General features: G+C 47.8%; 17 protein-coding genes, 8 tRNA genes and 1 riboswitch. Of the genes, 5 read left to right on the forward strand and 20 right to left on the reverse strand.

Features of this window, described 5'->3' with window-relative positions; genetic code table 11:
* Positions 1-221: 221 nt before the first annotated feature.
* The 12 genes from EKM89_RS10035 to EKM89_RS10090 all read right to left on the reverse strand — a co-directional run bounded on the left by EKM89_RS10035 (position 222) and on the right by EKM89_RS10090 (position 6,612).
* Positions 222-295: transfer RNA gene (locus EKM89_RS10035), tRNA-Pro, on the reverse strand.
* Between the two features lie 34 nt (positions 296-329).
* Positions 330-403 (reverse strand) — tRNA-Pro (locus EKM89_RS10040).
* Positions 404-439: 36 nt separating this feature from the next.
* Positions 440-513, reverse strand: a tRNA-Arg gene (locus EKM89_RS10045).
* A gap of 20 nt (positions 514-533) precedes the next feature.
* Positions 534-619: transfer RNA gene (locus EKM89_RS10050), tRNA-Leu, on the reverse strand.
* 11 nt (positions 620-630) lie between these two features.
* Positions 631-702, reverse strand: a tRNA-Gly gene (locus tag EKM89_RS10055).
* 28 nt (positions 703-730) lie between these two features.
* Positions 731-803 (reverse strand) — tRNA-Thr (locus EKM89_RS10060).
* Between the two features lie 36 nt (positions 804-839).
* Positions 840-921: transfer RNA gene (locus EKM89_RS10065), tRNA-Leu, on the reverse strand.
* Between the two features lie 37 nt (positions 922-958).
* Positions 959-1,031, reverse strand: a tRNA-Val gene (locus tag EKM89_RS10070).
* 594 nt (positions 1,032-1,625) lie between these two features.
* Positions 1,626-2,897 (reverse strand): serine--tRNA ligase, encoded by a 1,272-nt coding sequence (gene serS, locus EKM89_RS10075; protein ID WP_125688194.1) that lies wholly within the window; start codon positions 2,895-2,897, stop codon positions 1,626-1,628.
* 286 nt (positions 2,898-3,183) lie between these two features.
* The gene (locus EKM89_RS10080; RefSeq protein WP_125688196.1) at positions 3,184-3,816 is read right to left on the reverse strand and encodes a deoxynucleoside kinase; all 633 of its coding nucleotides are present in this window, start codon (positions 3,814-3,816) and stop codon (positions 3,184-3,186) included.
* 293 nt (positions 3,817-4,109) lie between these two features.
* Positions 4,110-5,615, reverse strand: coding sequence for an amino acid permease (locus tag EKM89_RS10085; RefSeq protein ID WP_191988763.1), 1,506 nt, complete (start codon positions 5,613-5,615; stop codon positions 4,110-4,112).
* A 119-nt stretch (positions 5,616-5,734) separates the two neighbouring features.
* Positions 5,735-5,915: riboswitch (Lysine riboswitch) on the reverse strand.
* Positions 5,916-6,081: 166 nt separating this feature from the next.
* Positions 6,082-6,612: a GNAT family N-acetyltransferase gene (locus tag EKM89_RS10090; RefSeq protein WP_125688199.1), complete on the reverse strand. Its 531-nt coding sequence runs from the start codon at positions 6,610-6,612 to the stop codon at positions 6,082-6,084.
* A gap of 107 nt (positions 6,613-6,719) precedes the next feature.
* Between EKM89_RS10090 and EKM89_RS10095 the strand changes: the two genes are divergently transcribed.
* Positions 6,720-7,514: an alpha/beta hydrolase gene (locus EKM89_RS10095; RefSeq protein WP_125688201.1), complete on the forward strand. Its 795-nt coding sequence runs from the start codon at positions 6,720-6,722 to the stop codon at positions 7,512-7,514.
* Between the two features lie 224 nt (positions 7,515-7,738).
* Here EKM89_RS10095 and EKM89_RS10100 read toward each other — a convergent pair whose 3' ends face one another.
* From EKM89_RS10100 to EKM89_RS10130, 7 genes are all read right to left on the reverse strand, one after another.
* Positions 7,739-8,407, reverse strand: coding sequence for a phosphatase PAP2 family protein (locus EKM89_RS10100; RefSeq protein ID WP_125688203.1), 669 nt, complete (start codon positions 8,405-8,407; stop codon positions 7,739-7,741).
* Positions 8,408-8,515: 108 nt separating this feature from the next.
* Positions 8,516-8,965, reverse strand: coding sequence for a threonine/serine exporter family protein (locus EKM89_RS10105; RefSeq protein WP_125688205.1), 450 nt, complete (start codon positions 8,963-8,965; stop codon positions 8,516-8,518).
* Positions 8,966-8,978: 13 nt separating this feature from the next.
* Positions 8,979-9,734 carry a threonine/serine exporter family protein gene (locus tag EKM89_RS10110; protein WP_125688207.1) on the reverse strand — a complete coding sequence of 252 codons (756 nt, stop codon included), beginning with the start codon at positions 9,732-9,734 and terminating at the stop codon, positions 8,979-8,981.
* A gap of 776 nt (positions 9,735-10,510) precedes the next feature.
* A complete protein-coding gene (locus tag EKM89_RS10115; RefSeq protein ID WP_125688209.1) occupies positions 10,511-11,158 on the reverse strand; it encodes a metal-dependent transcriptional regulator in 648 nt (215 codons plus the stop codon).
* Between the two features lie 172 nt (positions 11,159-11,330).
* A complete protein-coding gene (locus EKM89_RS10120) occupies positions 11,331-12,227 on the reverse strand; it encodes a cation diffusion facilitator family transporter (RefSeq protein WP_125688211.1) in 897 nt (298 codons plus the stop codon).
* Between the two features lie 221 nt (positions 12,228-12,448).
* Positions 12,449-13,012, reverse strand: a complete 564-nt coding sequence (locus tag EKM89_RS10125; RefSeq protein WP_125688213.1) for a GNAT family N-acetyltransferase — start codon at positions 13,010-13,012, stop codon at positions 12,449-12,451.
* 958 nt (positions 13,013-13,970) lie between these two features.
* Positions 13,971-14,411 (reverse strand): MerR family transcriptional regulator, encoded by a 441-nt coding sequence (locus tag EKM89_RS10130; protein WP_125688215.1) that lies wholly within the window; start codon positions 14,409-14,411, stop codon positions 13,971-13,973.
* Positions 14,412-14,632: 221 nt separating this feature from the next.
* On the opposite strand from EKM89_RS10130, the gene EKM89_RS10135 reads away from it, so the two are divergent.
* Positions 14,633-16,132 carry an MDR family MFS transporter gene (locus EKM89_RS10135; RefSeq protein ID WP_125688217.1) on the forward strand — a complete coding sequence of 500 codons (1,500 nt, stop codon included), beginning with the start codon at positions 14,633-14,635 and terminating at the stop codon, positions 16,130-16,132.
* The gene (locus EKM89_RS10140; RefSeq protein WP_125688219.1) at positions 16,132-16,854 is read left to right on the forward strand and encodes a DUF4811 domain-containing protein; all 723 of its coding nucleotides are present in this window, start codon (positions 16,132-16,134) and stop codon (positions 16,852-16,854) included. The genes EKM89_RS10135 and EKM89_RS10140 overlap by 1 nt, the downstream gene beginning before the upstream one ends.
* A gap of 260 nt (positions 16,855-17,114) precedes the next feature.
* Here EKM89_RS10140 and EKM89_RS10145 read toward each other — a convergent pair whose 3' ends face one another.
* On the reverse strand, positions 17,115-17,354 hold the full coding sequence (locus EKM89_RS10145; RefSeq protein ID WP_125688221.1) for a MerR family transcriptional regulator: 240 nt from the start codon (positions 17,352-17,354) through the stop codon (positions 17,115-17,117).
* Positions 17,355-17,541: 187 nt separating this feature from the next.
* Here EKM89_RS10145 and EKM89_RS10150 point away from each other — a divergent pair, with 187 nt between their 5' ends.
* Both EKM89_RS10150 and EKM89_RS10155 read left to right on the forward strand, forming a co-directional pair.
* Positions 17,542-18,246, forward strand: a complete 705-nt coding sequence (locus tag EKM89_RS10150; RefSeq protein ID WP_125688223.1) for an AzlC family ABC transporter permease — start codon at positions 17,542-17,544, stop codon at positions 18,244-18,246.
* Positions 18,237-18,569 (forward strand): AzlD domain-containing protein, encoded by a 333-nt coding sequence (locus tag EKM89_RS10155; protein WP_125688225.1) that lies wholly within the window; start codon positions 18,237-18,239, stop codon positions 18,567-18,569. Before EKM89_RS10150 ends, EKM89_RS10155 begins: the two co-directional genes overlap by 10 nt.
* The last annotated feature ends 140 nt before the right edge of the window (positions 18,570-18,709 follow it).

Genomic DNA, 18,709 nt, shown 5'->3' on the forward strand with positions numbered 1-18,709 from the left:
GTACAAAAAAGAGGCCCAATTCGTAAATGAATTGAACCTCCGAAATTCCCTCCATCAACACCGGTTGACAAAGAGCCCTAATTTAGCGACAACAATTCCTACAGTCACAAGAGTAAGGTGAATATTTTGGCTTTCAACCATCTGAGGGCAGAAAAAAAGAGAACCAATTCGCAATGAACTGATTCTCTAACATTATTATATATAGTCTCGGGATAAAAAAATCGGGAAGACAAGATTTGAACTTGCGACCCCCACGTCCCGAACGTGGTGCTCTACCAAGCTGAGCTACTTCCCGAAATAGCCCGCTGGCGACTGGTTACGCCAGTTAATCGGGAAGACAGGATTCGAACCTGCGACCCCCTGGTCCCAAACCAGGTGCTCTACCAAGCTGAGCTACTTCCCGAAAAAATTGCCCATAATTACTTATAAGCAACAAAAATGCACCCAGTAGGAGTCGAACCTACAACCTTCTGATTCGTAGTCAGACACTCTATCCAGTTGCGCTATGGGTGCATAATTATTATTAAGTTAAATGCCGAGGACCGGGATCGAACCGGTACGGTCATCACTGACCGCAGGATTTTAAGTCCTGTGCGTCTGCCAATTCCGCCACCCCGGCAAAAGGGCAAAAGCGGAAGACGGGATTCGAACCCGCGACCCCCACCATGGCAAGGTGATGTTCTACCACTGAACTACTTCCGCAAATTGGCTATTTGGTTTTTTGGAACCATGCCGACTAGAGGATTCGAACCTCCGACCTCCTCATTACTAGTGAGATGCTCTGCCAACTGAGCTAAGTCGGCAAAATATTTTAACAATATTTTGCAATATTTGGTTAATGCAGGTGAAGGGACTCGAACCCCCACGTCATAAGACACTAGAACCTAAATCTAGCGCGTCTGCCAGTTCCGCCACACCTGCAACGTTGGCGAACTAACGCCAAGGACCTAAGTCCCGATGGAGGATACAGGGCTCGAACCTGTGACCCTCTGCTTGTAAGGCAGACGCTCTCCCAACTGAGCTAATCCTCCATTTATTCGAACTGAGAAACAACTCTCTCAATCGAAACAACTATTATAATTTACCATGCCGACGAAAACTTGTCAACCAGTTTTTAAAATTATTTTGAATAAATATTCGTGAACTGAATAACTACTCTCGTAACAACAAATAATATTGTATCCTATCCCCAGAAAAAAAGCTAGACCTTTTGGCGACTTTTTTCCAAAAAGTTTTAAAAACTTACTCATCTCAAGTGGAATCCGTTTTATTGCTAGGTTTGTCGGTTAAAAAGATTGTGGCCTAACCAGCCGCTTATCTCAATTTGCTGCCTTTCCCTTTCGGCATAACTATGCATTTGACCCAGATAAGGAACGTTATCCCGTTGGTCACTAGCAGAATTCCCGCAACGGCTGTTTATTCACTATTTTATGCTCTCCCTTCTAAAACTAAACTATTCACGGTACTCTGTTTGTGGCCCCGTGAATGATCATCCCTAAACTAGGGTTACCGGCTGCACATCGTCTAACTTCTTTCGTCCAGTTTCTCTGCATCGCCCACAACACAAAAAAACGCCCACCAACGATAACTTTCCTTGGTGGGAGCCTCTTTATTTTAACTTAAACTTACTTGGTAATCTTTGTGACGCCGCCCATGTAAGGAACCAAGACTTCTGGGATGGTAACGGTGCCGTCTGCGTTTTGGTAATTTTCCAAGATAGCAGCGACGGTCCGACCAACGGCTAAACCGGAACCGTTCAGCGCATGGACGTATTGGAGCTTGCCATTGTCGTCACGATACTGGATGTGTGCCCGTCGTGCCTGGAAGTCCGTGGTGTTGGAACAACTGGAAATTTCACGGTAGGTGTTCTGTTCTGGGAACCAGACTTCCAAATCGTGGGTCATTGCGGCCGTGAAGCTCATGTCACTCGTCGTCAGGGTAATCACGTGGTAAGCCAGTCCCAACTTCTGTAAGAGGTCCTCAGCGTGCTTAGTCAGCGCCTCAAGTTCGTCCCATGAGTTTTCTGGCTTACAGAACTTAACCATTTCAACCTTATTGAATTGGTGTAACCGGATCAAGCCGCGGGTATCCCGACCGGCGCTCCCGGCTTCTGACCGGAATGCTGGTGTTAAGGCCGTGAACCAGACTGGCAAGTCCTCTTCTGGGATCACTTCGTCGCGGTAGTAGTTGACCAATGGCACTTCGGCAGTTGGAATCAACGTCATTTCCTCGTCACGTAATTGGTAAACGTCTTGCTTGAACTTAGGGAATTGGCCAGTCCCGTACATGGAGTCGTCGTTAACAATGTAAGGTGGCAGCACTTCCTTGAAACCCGCCTTGGTGTTTTCATCCAAGAAGAAGTTGTAGACGGCCCGTTCCAAACGCGCACCCAAGCCGAGGTAGTAGAGGTAACGACTACCGGAAACCTTGGCACCGGCTTCGAAGTCCAAGATGCCGAGATCTTCACCCAAGTCGTAGTGGGCCTTAGGTGTGAAGTCCATGTTTGGCTTTTCGCCCCACTTACGAATCTCCACGCTTCCATCTTCGGTCAGACCGACAGGAACGTTGTCGTTAGGAATGTTTGGCAAATGCGCCGCTGCATCATGAACTTTTTCCTTCAATGTATCGAGTTCGGTATCGATTGTCTTGATCTCGGCACTCACCTGACGCATTTCGGTAATCTTGTCGTTAGCGTCCTTCTTGTCACGCTTCAGTTGTGAAATTTCATCGGACACCGTGTTACGTTGGGCCTTCATGCTTTCACTCTTCACGATCAGGTCACGACGTTGCTTGTCTAAGGCCAACAGACTGTCGATGTCGGCTGGGTCAACCCCACGTGTCGCCAACTTTTCCTTGATAAAATCTGGTTCATTCCGAATCAACTTTAAATCTAACATACTCTGTTTCTCCCTTCGATTTCACGGATGATACAAAAAAAGCCTCCGTCACATGGGACGAAGACCTTCGCGGTACCACCCAAGTTCGTAGCTGATCGCCCAGTTACACCCTTGAACATGATAACGGTTTGCACCGTGCGGCATTACCCGCCCACTTCTTTAGTGCTGGAATTTTCGACGTCGCGGTTTGCAGCTTTCTCCGCTTCTCTGGCCGTCTACTGGATAGGCACTTCACGTGTTTACTAATTGGTCATATCATACCGCATTTTCACGGCGTTGACAACGACTAAAGTGACGCAATCTTTTCATCGATCAAATGTAGGACTTCTTCACGTGCAGCTGGGTTTTCAACAAAGTCCAACTTGTCACCGTCGATTTGCATCTTAGGGGACTTGTCGTAGTTGTTGTACCAGTTCACGTAACGTTGATCGAGTTGTTGGTAGTATTCGTACAGACTTGGATCGTGGTCGATCTGTTCGTATGAACGGCCCCGCTTTTTGATCCGTTCCAACATCGTCTCGAAGGAGATGTTGATGTGAATCAGCAAGTCTGGATTTTTCTTGTGCGTGGCATCAGGTAATTCCTGCATCATGTTCGCCAACAGGGAGTCGTAAATATCAACTTCCGTACTGGTTGCACGGCCCAAGTCAGCGTTCAAATGAAAGAGTAAGGAATCTTCAAAAATGGAACGATCCAAGACACTTTCATCATCGGCGTTAGCGGCCTTGATGTTGTCCAGACGCTTGTTTAAAAAGTAGATTTGCAATAAGAAAGCATACTTTTGAGGATTTTGGTAGAACAACGGCAAAATTTTATTGTCATCGACTGATTCGTAAAAAGCTGGTTTGTGTAAATGTTCGGCTAACAAAGTGGTCAGACTCGTTTTGCCGGCGCCAATGGTTCCGGATAATACAAGCATGCAATCTCTCCTTTAAATAACGACGTGTCGGCTATTCCGACACTACAACTGTTTTAACGGTTCCTATTAGTCCATTCAGCTAACGCCTGGACCGAAAAATTCAACACCACATATTGTACCAACCTCATTCGTAAAAGACAATATGTTGTCCCAAATTCGGTCTGGCCGGTTTTCCTGTTTTGGGTTGTTGACGGACAAGAAGCGGCGCCCGGTGGGGATTTCCCCGACCAGTCGCCGCTTTAATTTATTTAAATTTTTCGTGTGCCCACACGTTTTTATTTCGAGAAACGTTATTAATCGTTGGTAGTCGTCTTAGCTTCCTTTAACGTGCCGTCCTTGTGGACCGGTGCCACGTCAACTTCACTGAGTGGAATTAACTTCGTGTGCTTCTTGAGCTTGTACCCAAAGTACAGAACCAAGACCAAAGGCACACTGATGTAGGTGATCAGAACTTGTTCCCAGTTACCTGAGAAGAAAGATTGTGGATCTTGGCCCACGATTACCGCCACACACAAGATCAAGGCCAAGATAGGCCCAATTGGGAACCACTTTGCATGGTAACTCAATTCAGATAACTTGTGACCTTGCTTGATGAAGGCCCGCCGGAACCGGTAGTGAGATAAAGCAATCCCGAACCAAGCGATGAACCCAGTCAACCCACTGGCGGCCACTAACCACATGTAGATCTGAGGACCGGCAATACTGCTGACGAAGGTCAAAGCCGCAACAATCGTCGTGGCAAACAAGGCTGGGTAAGGAATCCCATTCTTCCCCGTCCGTTCGAACAATTGTGGTGCGTAGCCTTCCTTGGACAAGGAGTACAACATCCGCGTAGACGCGTACATCCCTGAGTTAGCAGCGGAAATAACTGACGTCAAGATAACGGCGTTCATAACACTAGCGGCAGCAGCCAAGCCAGCACGCTGGAAGACCAACGTGAAGGGACTGATCGCAATGTCACTAGCAGAAGACCCCAACAGGTCCTTGCTGGTATAAGGTAAGACGGCGGCAATAACAAAAATAGCTAAAATGTAGAATAAGATGATCCGCCAGAATACGGAATTAATCGCCTTGGGAACACTGTGTGCTGGATCTTCAGATTCACCAGCAGTAATCCCAACCAATTCAGTTCCTTGAAACGAGAACCCAGCAACCACGAAAACGCTCAGGATTGCGGGGAAGCCACCAACGAATGGCGCCTTCTTGTAAGTAAAGTTTTCCAAGCCCGTTGCATGGCCACCCATGATTCCCACGATGACCATTAACCCCACAGCTAAGAAGACGAAAATTGTCACAACCTTGATCAAAGACATCCAGAATTCGGTTTCTCCGAAGGCTTGAACGGCTAAAGCGTTGATCAAGAAGACAATGCCTAACGCAATGGCACTCCAGATCCAACCGGGAATCCCAGGTAACCAGAACTTCATAACCAAAGCAGCGGTTGAAATGTCAACGGCCACAGTGATGGCCCAGTTAAACCAGTAGTTCCAACCCATGGCAAAGCCCAACGCTGGATCGACATACTTCGCGGAGTAAGCGGCAAATGACCCTGAGATCGGCATGTTTGTCGCCATTTCGCCTAAGCTGGTCATCAAGAAGTACACCATCAGACCCATGGCAACGTAAGCAGTCAGTGCACCACCAGGCCCAGCAGTTGAAATTGCCGACCCACTAGCGACGAATAGCCCCGTCCCGATACAGCCACCTAACGCGATCATTGAAACGTGCCGCGTCTTAAGTCCCCGCTTAACCTGATCAGAGGCCTCGCTGGTTGTTGCGTTTGTCATACTCTGTTCCATAAATGTTTCCTCCTTCTTATTTTAGAAGGACTTCCTCGAAACGACCCAGTGAACTAAAAAATCTCCTTCGCCATAAAAGCCCGCGAAAGAGATTGGAAAATTCATTATTCCAAGTCAATATCGTTGAAAGCGCCCCGCAACCCTATTTGGCTGCGACAGTCCCTGATCTGTTGAACCAGGACCCAACCTGTCCGCTATGTCCTCACGTACAAGTTTCGGCGACCGCCCCTTTAACTTTCCCGCTACGATGTGACCCATCTTGGGAAAGCGACTCTTGTTGGTCGCGCCTCTTCTATTCGATACATTGTAGTATACGCATGTCCTTTTCAGATTGCAACATTAAATTGCAATTAAAATCAATTATTTTCACTCATATTTGGTTAATCTTACGGAATGATTTCCCCGTTCCGCCTATGATTGCCATGGCAAGTCGAATCAGGTGCTTGTCCCCATTCACCTTAATCTCCTATGATGGCATGACCACCAACCGAAATAAATACTGGGCTACCGGCGTCAGTCCTGAGCCGCCTGGCGCCATAAAGTGGTCGTCGACCGTTTCAAACCCTAACTTTTCTAGAACGCGACGTGACCGCTTATTTTCCAGTAAGCAGGTCGCCCAAACGATTTGTTTCGTCCGTTGCGCCTGACTGATCACTTCTAGGCTCGCCCGAATGGCTTCTGGCATGACGCCTTGACCCCAATCTACAGGATCTAGAAAGTAACCGATGTCGTATTCCGGCTGACTGGCCGCCAAATCGTGCGCATAGTACAGAATCGTTCCCATGAAACGTGACGTGGCCCGCTCCTCGATGGCAAAGGCGTATGGGCTTTGACGGTCTGCCGTCAGCCATTGCGCAATATCGGCCGGCGTGGGGCTCACGTTACCCCCATTGGCCTCATTTAAGACCGGCATCATCATTAACCGCTGATAGTCTGGGAGATCACTTTCCGTTAACGGCCGTAGTCGCAACCGCGATGTTTCAATCACTTTCTGCATTTTTATTCCTCTTTTCGAACAGCACTAAATTGATGTTTCGTTCAAAAGCATTTTGCTGAACACGTGGTACAATGAATTTATTATAGCTTATTTGGGAGGTTTCACACTTGAAAATTATCACCCAAGCACTCGCTAACGATTCTGCTGCTTACCTGCAAGGCTACCTACGTCATCCACACGATGATACGGCGACTTATCCAGCCATCGTCATTGTTCCCGGCGGCTCGTATACGCATATTCCCGAGCAACAGGCTGAAGACTTAGCCATGGCATGGTTCGCCAAGGGTTACCAGGCTTTCTTCCTCCGCTACTCCTTCACCGGAGAATGTCAGCCACTCCTACCAACTCCAGTCGTTGAACTCGCGAAAAGCCTCGCGCTGATTCGTGCTAACGCGACAGACTGGCAAATTGATCCGGCTAATATTAACGTTGCCGGTTTTTCCGTTGGTGGTCATATCGTCGCTCTCTTTAACGATTCCTGGAACGACCCCCAATTCAATCAAGTAGCCGCTACGACACCGGCACAGATCAAACCGCACGCCATCATTTTGGGCTACCCAGTCATTACACCGGCTGCTGGCTTTCCAAATGATGATACCACTCTCGCCGAATGGACCGATGACCCCGCTGAGATTGCCGCCGATAAATTGGTCACCACTGACAACGCACCAACCTTTGTCTGGGTCACGGCCGCCGATCCCCTGGTCCCCGTGCAAAACACGCTCGCTTACGTGCAAGCTTCCTTAGCACATAATGTCGACACGGAACTGCATATGTTCCATGCTGGGCCTCATGGGCTGGCTTTGGCCAACGACGTCACGGCTTGGCGAAAGGGCACCGATCTGCCCCACGTCGCCCACTGGCTGGACCTCGCTACCGAATGGCTGGCGGAATTGAACTAGTCGGTAGAATTGGCATTTTCGTGACTTCAAATTGCGTTCGCGCCGATCCAGCCCATATCTGCCGGTCGGTAAGGTGATGATTGGCCTGTGTTGCCTAGTTTTAGCCGCAGTCTTTCTGTTACACCCGTCATACTAGGCGTTTTAGAACTTTCAACCTTCAGCTTGTTACCAAAAGAGACACGCGCCTTCCCTTACTGGGATTGCACATGTCTCTTTTATTTACCCTAAATTTCTGATTTCTTCAAGAATGGCCAGCCTTGCATGACTGGCGCCAATCTGATGTAGATACCTTGCGCAATCTGTAACCACAAGTAGGCTAATAAGACCGCCCCAATCGTATCAGTTGGGAAATGCGCGTTGAGATAGACCCGTGAGATCATGACCAGACCCATCCAAATGATCAAGATGATGCGGACGGTCCAGGCCTTCCAACTGGCACTGATCATGGGAATCAAGATCAACCAGATCATAGCAACCAAGAGAAATGTCCCAAAAACATGTCCACTTGGGAAACTATAGCCATCATCAATAGCTAAATGGGCTGTGGGTCGGGCACGCTTAACCACATTTTTAACCAGCGCGGCAATGACGTCCCCGCCAGCTAGCGTTGCGAGACTCCACAGCGCGGGAATCTTGAATTTAAAACCCCACAGAAGAAACGCGAGAATCAAGACCCAAACAATGGTTAGCTTCGGTTCCGCCAGGCTCGTCACGCCCCGATAAAGTAGTGTCTTCCACCCGGGCTGATTCTTCTGAATCACGTCAACAATCGACGAATCTAAGAACTCCACGTAGGCATTCTGCGCTTGTATGTAAAATGCGACAATTAAAAACAGTACCGTTGCTAGACCAAACTTCCATGGTCGGTCACGGTCCCGATTGAATAACATCATGATTTTAATTCCTTTCATCAGACCTGATTCTGGGAAAACCCCTAGCAATGAGTATACCACCCCATTACCAGATTGCTAGGTTCCCCCGCCTTAAGAATTTCCTAAACACTACCGTCGATGTCGCCAAACCCGCCGCTGCACACGATTGACCAGCTCTGATAGCAGAAAGCCAAACGCAATTGCCCCGGAGATCATCACGACCTGGAGTAAATAGTTAAACGCCGTATTGTTCTGTCCCAACGCAAAGTTCTTAACCATTTGGTACGCCTGGCCACCGGGCACCAAGGGGACAATAGCCGGAATATTAAAGAGAATCATCGGCATTTTTTTAAATTTAGCCGCCTGCAGTGAGGCGACCCCGATGGCGACCGCACCCAGCAGGTTACCAACAACATAGCCACCCCCACCCAGTACCGTAAAGCGATACAGGAGGTAGCCCAGTACACCGATCCACCCGCCAATATTTAGCGCCCGCCGAGGAATATTGATCAGAATGCCAAAGGCCAATGTGGCCACATAAGTCCCCGCAACCTCAACCAAAAATTGAATAACCGTCATCCGTGTCGCCTCCTTACATGAATTGTAAAACCATGGCGATGCCAAAACCGATTGCCGCCGCACTCACCAGGGCTTCCACTCCCCGGGCAGGCCCGCTAACCAGATTTCCCGCTAGAATATCTCTAACTGAGTTGGTGATTGGGACACCGGGGACCAATGGCATGACACTCCCAATGATGATGTCATCGACACTGTTTCCCAACCCCAGATGGACACCCAACACCGCTAAGACGCCAATTGCGGCCGCTGCAGCAAATTCCGACAAGAAGCGAATCTGGATAAACTTGCTCAGCAGGTAGTACACTAGCCACCCCAGCATCCCCACGACACAAGTGATCCAAAAGTCCGGCAAATTGTGACGAAAGACAACTTCGAGTGGCCCACTGACCATCGCGGCCGCCAAAAGTTGGAGCCAAAACGGAAAGTAGCGGCTGACGCTATCCAAGTGGTCGAGCCGGTTCGAAAATTGTTGCAGATCGATCTTATGATCCGCGTATTGCCGAGATAGGTCATTGACTACAGCAATTTTTTCCAAGTCAAATGTCCGGCGCTTGACCGGTTCGATCTGCGCGCCAACCTCACCATTGATCGCCATCAGGATTCCCGTGATCATCACAAACAGTTGACTTGTCTGGGCCCCCGCATTGTGGGCAATTCTGGTCATGGTATCCTCGACCCGCTCAATTTCCGACCCATTTTCAATCATGATTCGGCCGGCAGTGAGTGCCGTGTGGAGAATCAACTGGTCCCGTTTCTTTTGACTACTCATCCCGTCTTCCTCTTCTCTCAGCAACGTATTGGCCTGCCAAACAGACCACACTTTTTTATCATTATACGGCACTTCTCGCACCGGGAAAATACAAAAATCAGTGTTCCACCAAAATTAAAATAATCTAGGCCTGGTCAGCGTGCTAGTAAAGAGAGTTTTCATATAAAAAGGCGATTAGCTAGCGAGCATTAAGGCCGATAACCGAATAATCCCTAGCTTGGATTATTGACTATCAGCTGAAAGGTCTGAAATGCCAATCATGACTGTTGTTGCAACGATACGGGACTAAAATTAGGCAACGTTGTCCAACCATCGCCTTACCGGCCGGCAGATATGGGCTGGATCGGTGCGAACACAACTTGAAGCCTCGAAAGGACCGAGTCTCCAAGCTTGGTTTTCTACTAAGCCAGTGGGAAATTCACCCACTAACTAAGTAGAACGACGCGCCTGAGCCCATATCTGCCGACCTCTCGGCTGACGTAGTTGGTTTGAGGCAACATGAATCATACCGTTTGAAACGCTATTGAATTATGCTTAGGCTTTAGCAACCACTTGAGATTCAGTGATTGGAATTGACCTGCACAATCAAAGCCGGAGGCGGCCAGTACCACTAATTTAGCGGTGACAATTCCTACGGTTGCAAGAGTAGAATAAGCATTTTGACTTTCAGCTATCAGTTTTAAGCTGAGTCAGCCGCCTTTTGTCCCACGTTTCAGCAATGTAAATTCGGAGATACCAAAGGAGTCTGGGTTTTTGTCCCAGACTCCTAGCTTAATCTATTTCACAAAAATGTAATGTGCCGCCTTATAACTCACAATGAGTTCGGCGTCATCCGTCAGGTTCTGTACCGTCACGGGACCTTCGAACGGATCGTGTTTCAAAATCTTGAGTTGATCGCCAATATCTAACTTGAGATCCCCAAGGTAAGTCAACAGGTCATGATTATCAATAAACCGGTCGACCGTCACCACAGTGCCGTCTTCGGCTTCATTTAAAACCGTATGACTATCTTCGTGGTAGTGGCCGTAGCGGTCAGGAATCACGCCACCGTGGGGACAATGCGTGGGATGCCCCAGCATGTCGTCCAATGAATTCACCAATTTGGCACTCGTCACGTGTTCCAAGACCTCGGCCTCATCGTGAACGTCGGGTAAGTCATAGTCTAATTTTTCGACCAAGAAGTCTTCCCAGATTCGGTGTTTACGCACCAGATCTTCCGCCAAACGGATTCCTTTATTGGTGAGCGAAATACCAGCATACGGCGTGTGTTCGGCCAGTCCTTCCGCCGACATCTTGTTCACCATTTCGGTCACGGATCCGGCAGCAATATTCAAGCTAATTGCGATTTGCTTGTTGGAAACTTTCTTTTGCTTCCCGCCCAGCTCAAAAATAATTTTTAAATAATCCTCCTTCATCGGAGTCATCACTGTTCACCTCATCTAGAATGTGTGTTACCAATCCACCACTACCAACCAACGATAGCGGTTCAAAACCTCATTAACATCTTTTGTTGCTTAATGCTCTAATTTTACCACAGACTAGCCAGAAAATACCCCGAAAAAAGATTCAAACGGCGGCTGAACTAAACCAACCGAATTAGTTATGCCGCCAATCATTTTGTTGATAAAAGAGCGATTCGTCTTCTCCACGATGACATTCCGCCTGAATCGTCACGTGATTGACGTTGTATTTCTGACAGAGCAAGGACTCAATCTGCCGATAAATAGGCTCAATCTCACTGATGGGAACATTGTCCATGTTAACGTGCATCGACACCACGATATTGTTCTCGTCGATCTGCCAAGCGTGTAAGTGATGGACCCCTTCCACCTCGGGCAAAGCACAGATGTCTTTGGCGATCCCCTCGTAATCCAGGTCCGGCGAGGCTTCCATTAGGATACCAAAGGTCTGCTTTACAATCGGTAACGACTCGTAGCAAATATACAAGGCCACTAAAATCGTAATCGTAGGGTCGACCCAACTAATCTGCCAAATGGTGATCAGTAAGGCCCCCACAATGACCCCCACTGAGGCCAAGGCGTCACTCAATAAATGCAGGTAGGTCGCCCGAATATTTAAGTTGTGCTTCGACCCGCGGTTCAAAAGCACCGTGGACAACAAGTTAGCTAGGAAGCTCACAACCGCGACCAACAACATGATATCCCCTTTGACTGGTTCCGGATGCAACAGTCGCCGCACGGCTTCTCCTGCCAAAATAAGGGAAATCACAATCAGCACACCGGAGTTCAGCAGCGCCGCTAAAATTTCCGCTCGCCGATAACCAAACGTATTGGTTCGGGTCTGCTGCCGGCCACCAATTCGGTGAGCTGCGTAGCTCAACACAATTGAGAGCGCATCCCCCAAGTTATGGAAGGCATCTGACAACAGTGACAAACTGCCTGACAGCAAGCCACCTAACAATTCAAATATCGTAATAATAACATTCAACACTGTGACCAGTAAGAACCGACCACCGGATAAACTCTTCTCCAATCACACCGCCTCCGCATCTAACTTCTATTCTCTATTATCGCAGAGTTTAGGGGGAATGAAAAGTAGGGTTCCAGCTAACCTGACATTTTTCTGGTGCGAATGGTGACTTAGACAAGTAAAAAGGATCAATTCCGAGTGAAAACGGAACCAATCCTTCTATAGTAATGTATTCATTTAAGGTTGTTAACGCGTGTCACCCATGATTGCGGCATCCCACGTCTTTATTTTACAATTTCAGCATGAACGACATGAACCGACTTAACGTTTGCCGTCAATCGTTCGTACGCATAATCTTTGGTACCCTTCAGTCCAGCAGCTTCTAAATCGATCATCCCAGTTTCGGTAAAGCCGTTCTTTTTAATCACGTGTTGCATCGCCATATTTTGCGGATGCGTGTCGATCCGGATACTTTCGATGTTTTGGGCATGGTCAATCTGTGCGAATAACCGTTGGAATAGTTCGCCCGCTAAGCCGTGGCCACGATGGTGACTCGACACTGCTACGCGATGAATTGCCAGGTATGGTGCCTGCACAGTCAGCCACTGACCATCGATCTGTTTATACGTTGGGTCCTCCCCTGGAATCAGGGCAGCAGTTCCCAAAATTTCGTTGTTCTCTTCCAAAACGACCGTCCATCCTTGGTGAATGTCGTCGACTAGGACCGCCGTGTTCGGGTACGCTCCTTGCCATTGGTCAATTGCTTGGGCCGCCAATAACTCACGGCCATCGCGAATAATCGATTCAATTTGTGGTAAGTCAGCCATAGTAGCTTGTCGTAACAGCATGTGTAACACCATCCTTTTTGTTTTTGCTTTAAAGCGATTTTGTTATCTTAACACGTTCGCGTCAGATTTCAACGAAATAGATAACTTTTTTGCTTTATTTTTTTGAAAAAGTAGTGAAAGCTTGGTGCTATTGAAATTGATGACTACTTAGAGTTCTAATTTTTCGTTCATTTTCTTAAGCTGCTTTCATAAAATACGTGAGTTTGTGCACAAATAGTGGGCTGTAACTTCGAATTCGATGTTATTTTAGACCTTAAAAAAGCCAACGTTTTTTGTCGCGAACGTTAGCTAGCTTCAAGAGATAATTTATACGACCGCTTTTTCAGCCTGTTGTTTCGTCGCCACTGCTTTTTAAGTGCTACGGGTCCTGGCGGCTTCTGAAACGTGCTACTACCGGGCAGCCGGCTCCGCTTAACCCTGGCACTATTTGCTGACCGCTCTCTGTCTTAGGCCGTTAAGCTTGGTTCTCTCCTGCTTATATGCTGGTCCTGGCGGCTTCTGAAACGAGTTCCACGAGGCAGGTTCCTGCGCTTAACCCCGGTTCAGCAATGACCCAGAAACGGGGTCATCACTGAACCGACGTTAATGCTCAGAACCTAAACGCCTCGCTCCACACTCTCTCCACACAAAAAAACCACCCCAGAACTTTCTAAACTGGGATGGTTCGTACGGGAGCGGTGATAGGCGAGCGAAAAATCAAAACACTTTAATTTTCCAAAAACACGTCGTTTTAGTTTCACGATTGCTTACGCTGACATCAGCCAGCGTAGTCCATGCGCAAGATAAACGCGCTATTACTCTTGGTTATTCGCCTGGTTTCACAACACGTCAACAACATGATTGACCACCAATCCAGCCAGAAGATCGATTGGTATCGAAAGTTTTTTCTGCCCATCACGAAAAGTTCTCCCGTGACTTCAGGTTACCATTGTTACCACCGATACACAATGAAATCGCCCTAATTCGTGGCGTCAATCAGCTTAAACTGCCACTTGTTATCTATTCGTTGGGCAATTAAGTGCTTAGTCGGCTCTGGATCAAACGTCCCCATGTCGATTTCAGCCAGCCCATCTGTAATCGCCATCCCCTCAAAACGAGACTCAAAGAAGGAACGCAACGTTTCAAAATAGTCATTTCTTTTTTGAGCTTGCTTAGCTGCCCCAACTAACGTATAGCCATCATCCAGAAAACTCTTGATCTGTTCCACCTTAAGGACCGTCTTATAGGAAAACTTGCGATTTTTACTCCCATTAACGACCTCACTACGGATATACCCCTTACTCTCCCAATACCGAATCTGACTTTGCGACACGTCCGTTGCGGAGGCCACATCCCCAATACCAAAGATTAAATTCTCAATCGGAATTTTTTTTAAAAGCGCTCTTTGCTCTTCATTCATAACGCTGTACGCCACCTCTCCTATCCTCTAACAAATTTCAAAACACTAATCTAATCATAATGAAAGCGCTTGTGAATTTTATTAGTTCTTCTAAGCTTTATGTTCGCTTTTCTCTAACTAGTATAGATAAAATAAAAAGCATGTCAAGCTAGTTGACAAAATCGTTTAATCTGCGTATAGTTACTTCAGAATTAATTTTATGGATAAAGAGGGAATTTATATTGGGAACTGCAATTGATACCAACGGGAAGTCCTACAGTCGGACCTTACTCGTTATCCTCCTATTAGTGGGGACTTTCTGTACGGTTTTAAACCAAACTATTTTAAGTACCGCCTACCCAACCTTAATGAAAGCCTTTGACGTTTCAACGTCAACCGTTCAATGGTTAACGACTGGGTTCTTACTGGTCAATGGGATCATGATTCCCATTAGTGCTTGGTTACTAAGCACTATCAGCTCGAAATGGCTGTACATTGGTGCCATGTCAACATTCTTACTAGGGACTGTTCTTTGCTGGTCCGCCGTTAGCTTCCCAATGCTACTCATCGGGCGGTTAATCCAAGCTGTTGGGGTCGGGATTTCCATGCCGCTACTGCAAACGTTGATGCTGACTATCTTCCCCGCAAACAAGCGTGGGACTGCCATGGGACTTGCCGGAATTGTTATCGGCCTAGCACCTGCCATTGGACCGACCTTATCCGGGTGGGTCATTGACAACTGGACTTGGCGTGACCTCTTCGGAATGATCATTCCTATCGTCGCCGTCGTTGTGATTGCCAGTTTCTGGATTATGCACAGCGTTCTTGAAACACGCAAGGAACCTTTAGATTTGATTTCTGTGGCCTTATCAACGATTGGTTTCGGGAGCATGCTTTACGGGTTCTCTTCCGTCGGTGATGACGGTTGGGGCAGTACCCTCGTCCTTTCCACGTTAGCCATTGGTTTTGTTTTCGTCGGTCTCTTCGTCTGGCGTCAACTGACAATGGAAAACCCATTCTTGAACTTCCGGGTTTACAAATCTAGAGAATTTACCGTCTCCGCCATCCTGAGTTCCGTGGTCAACATGGCCATGGTTGGTGTCGAAATGGTCATTCCCCTTTACCTCCAAATGGTTAAAGGGATGTCCGCCTTCCATTCAGGATTGACGCTGCTGGCCGGAGCCTTAATGATGGGGATCATGAGTCCCATCACCGGTCGTGCCTTTGACCGCTTTGGTGCAAGACGCTTATCTATCATGGGGATGTTCCTATTGACTGTCGGTACCTTGCCATTCGTTTGGATCACCAAGGATACGTCGACCCTCTACATCGTCTTGCTCTATGCTTTACGGATGTTCGGGATCGCCATGGTCATGATGCCCGCTACGACTGCTGGGATGAATGCACTACCATTGAACATGATTTCTCATGGGACCGCCGTCAACAACACGCAACGGCAAGTCGCTAGTTCTGTTGGGACTGCCATCCTGATCAGTGTGCTGACCAACGTTACCAAGGGCCAAATGCCTGCCAAGCACGTCTTGACGACAAACCCCTTGAGCTACGCAAATGGTGCCATTAACGCTACTCTGTCCGGTTATCACGCCGCCTTTTGGATTGCAGTTGGCTTCTGTCTGCTCGCCCTGGTCGTTGCCTTCTTCATGAAGGGCAGTCACCGCTCCGTTCACTTAGCCGATGAGGACTCCGAAACCGCAAAGACTACCCAAGGAGGTGCCGCATAATGATTATCTTTTCATTGATTATCTGTGCCGTCCTGTCCTTCATCTTCTTCGTTTACATTGAAAATAAACCGTTAAGCAATACCCTGACTGCGGTCGCCGTAATCGGGTTGTTGACGAGCATCTTCTTCATGGTTAAAAATGACCATGACCACTTGGGAATGCACAACGTCACCACCACTTCGTCGCGGACCATCTACTCCGCATCGCCTTCTAAACAGTTGCCCATGATGGTCTACCAACCGATTGGGACGGCCGATAAGCACCAAGTCTACGTTTACAAGACTAGTGCGAACAGCAAGAAGACCACTCATACGTCTGCCAAGGTCACCACAAAAAACGTGGTCAAGCGAACGACTGGTGAGAATCGGATTGTGACGAAAAAAGTTTACCGGGAATACAAAAACGGCGTAAGTAGTTTTTGGTTTGGTCTTTCTGGCAACGGTCACCAATACGTGAAGGAAACCAACACGATTTACATCAATAAAAACTGGACGGTCTTAAGTGCCGCCCAAGCTAAGAAGCTACAAAAGCTGGCTAGTTCTAAGAGTTATCAAGCTAAGCAAAAGACTGCCGCCATGACCTACGTCAAGAAGCAAGTCATGGCTGCGATGACCAAGAACCCAACCATGTCAGCTACTGAACAGAAAAAGGTTACCCAGCAAGCAACGGCTGCTTACCAAGCCCAAGCAATGCAGCAATTGATTGCTCAGGTCAAGAAGTAGGCTGAACTAAAATAAACAGATAATGTCGCCCTGTGAGGCGCGTCTGCGACCATAACAAAGGGGGTCACCCGCAACATGTGTTGTGTGGTGACCCCCTTTTTGGTGTAGCCAGATGTTAGGTTGATTCTACAAGTTTCCGCCCATATCTGCCGGCCGGTAACGCGAAGGAACCCTGCTTTCAAATCGCATTAAAAAAGCAGCTCACGGACTAAATTCCGTCGAGCTGCTTAGTGGTCCATTTTACCGATTCATTACCTTAACTAGTTCACCTGAGTTAATTGCGTTTGTCCCTTACGACAACGTGGCATTAACCCGGATAAGTCGTCTAAAGACGTTCCGTTTTGCTGAAAACATTGAATCATATCGATCCAGTACAGATCAGACTCGTCAAACTCTGTTGTGGAGTGAGCCTCCCCTAACAAGCCGTTCTTTACGTAACCTTCAATGTCGCTGGCGTCGACGTGTGCGGCCGCAGCCAGTTCAGTCAAGTTCATCTTCATCGCCCATACCCTCACTTTCATCTTTTATCAATGTGAGTATCATACAACCGTCTTTACCGAAATGCAACCTTTTCTCTTACCTTTTTTTGATGGCAAATTTTACAAATAAATTACACGTTTACGTGCCCCGTTGACAGGACTAAAATGGAAGTTAAAACTAAATTAGAATTCAGAAAGGAAGTTCGGCATGAATCCTTCACTCACCTTCAAGGCCGGCGTCCATGACGTCCTCCCCACTGTGTTTGGTTATATTGGCGTGGGCCTGGCTTTCGGCATTGTTGCCCACACCAGTCACCTCAGTTTATTGGTCGTTGCCGGCCTCTCATTTATCGTCTATGCGGGTTCCGCACAATTCATTATTACCAGCATGCTCTTATTACATGATCCGCTTTCTGCCATTTTTATTTCGACTTTCTTGGTCAATTCTCGAATGATCTTAATGAGTACCAGCCTAGCACAATATTTCCGGCATGAATCGTTGACCCGCAACCTTTTAATTGGGTCATTGGTCACGGACGAAACTTTTGCGCTAGCCATGAACAAGCAGAACAAGACGAACGGTAAACTGAGCTTTGCCTGGCAGTCCGCCGCAAACGTCGTTGCCTATCTGGTCTGGGGAATTGCGACCATCGTGGGAGCCGTCCTGGGTGGTTTGATCACCAACCCGGAGCGCTTCGGCTTTGACTTCGCCCTAACCGCCATGTTCATTGGTCTCGTCTATCTGCAGTTGATCAGCGATCGCCACTTGGGTCTGTCCCTGCAACTGATGGTCATGCTCTTCGTGGCCCTGATCTACTACTTTATGATTGGTATCATGAGTCAAAATTTCGCATTACTCGTCGCCACCGTGACCGGATGCCTCTTTGGAATGGAGATGAAGAAATGTCGATGAGCTTAACTGAACTGTGGACGATTCTCGGTTGTGGGTTGGTCACGATTCTATCACGAGCCCTGCCCTTTGCCTTCGTTAAATCGCTGACTATGCCCGCTTGGCTGATCAACTTTCTGTCCTTCGTCCCCATTACCATTATGACCGCATTGTGCTGCCAAAGCCTATTCATCGCCAACCCCGGTCATTTAGCCACGCTTAACATTGCCAACTGTCTCGCCGCGATTCCAGCAACAATCGCAGGGGTGCTGACGAAGAGCCTCCTAATGGTCGTGGTGGTCGGCATCATGGCAATGGCTGTGCTCCGCTACTTTTCCATCGGGTAGTACCCTATCTGCCGGCCGGTAAGGCGATGATGGGACAACATTGACTAATTTTAATCTCCGTATTGTTGTGCCAATCGCCATGATGGACATTTTAGATCTTTCAGCTCAAGATTGAAAGCTAAAGGTTGAAAACCAAAATG

It is taken from the genome of Levilactobacillus fujinensis (assembly GCF_003946335.1).
Taxonomy (GTDB): Bacteria; Bacillota; Bacilli; order Lactobacillales; family Lactobacillaceae; genus Levilactobacillus; species Levilactobacillus fujinensis.

Bases quoted from the DNA above. Each gene is read 5' to 3' on its own strand.
- EKM89_RS10115 (WP_125688209.1), bottom strand. From the start codon at position 11,158: ATGACTCCGATGAAGGAGGATTATTTAAAAATTATTTTTGAGCTGGGC.
- EKM89_RS10085 (WP_191988763.1), bottom strand. From the start codon at position 5,615: ATGGAACAGAGTATGACAAACGCAACAACCAGCGAGGCCTCTGATCAG.
- EKM89_RS10100 (WP_125688203.1), bottom strand. From the start codon at position 8,407: ATGATGTTATTCAATCGGGACCGTGACCGACCATGGAAGTTTGGTCTA.
- EKM89_RS10080 (WP_125688196.1), bottom strand. From the start codon at position 3,816: ATGCTTGTATTATCCGGAACCATTGGCGCCGGCAAAACGAGTCTGACC.
- EKM89_RS10105 (WP_125688205.1), bottom strand. From the start codon at position 8,965: ATGACGGTTATTCAATTTTTGGTTGAGGTTGCGGGGACTTATGTGGCC.
- EKM89_RS10145 (WP_125688221.1), bottom strand. From the start codon at position 17,354: ATGAAGATGAACTTGACTGAACTGGCTGCGGCCGCACACGTCGACGCC.
- EKM89_RS10125 (WP_125688213.1), bottom strand. From the start codon at position 13,012: ATGCTGTTACGACAAGCTACTATGGCTGACTTACCACAAATTGAATCG.
- EKM89_RS10130 (WP_125688215.1), bottom strand. From the start codon at position 14,411: ATGAATGAAGAGCAAAGAGCGCTTTTAAAAAAAATTCCGATTGAGAAT.
- EKM89_RS10155 (WP_125688225.1), top strand. From the start codon at position 18,237: ATGTCGATGAGCTTAACTGAACTGTGGACGATTCTCGGTTGTGGGTTG.
- EKM89_RS10140 (WP_125688219.1), top strand. From the start codon at position 16,132: ATGATTATCTTTTCATTGATTATCTGTGCCGTCCTGTCCTTCATCTTC.
- EKM89_RS10090 (WP_125688199.1), bottom strand. From the start codon at position 6,612: ATGCAGAAAGTGATTGAAACATCGCGGTTGCGACTACGGCCGTTAACG.
- EKM89_RS10110 (WP_125688207.1), bottom strand. From the start codon at position 9,734: ATGAGTAGTCAAAAGAAACGGGACCAGTTGATTCTCCACACGGCACTC.
- serS (WP_125688194.1), bottom strand. From the start codon at position 2,897: ATGTTAGATTTAAAGTTGATTCGGAATGAACCAGATTTTATCAAGGAA.
- EKM89_RS10150 (WP_125688223.1), top strand. From the start codon at position 17,542: ATGAATCCTTCACTCACCTTCAAGGCCGGCGTCCATGACGTCCTCCCC.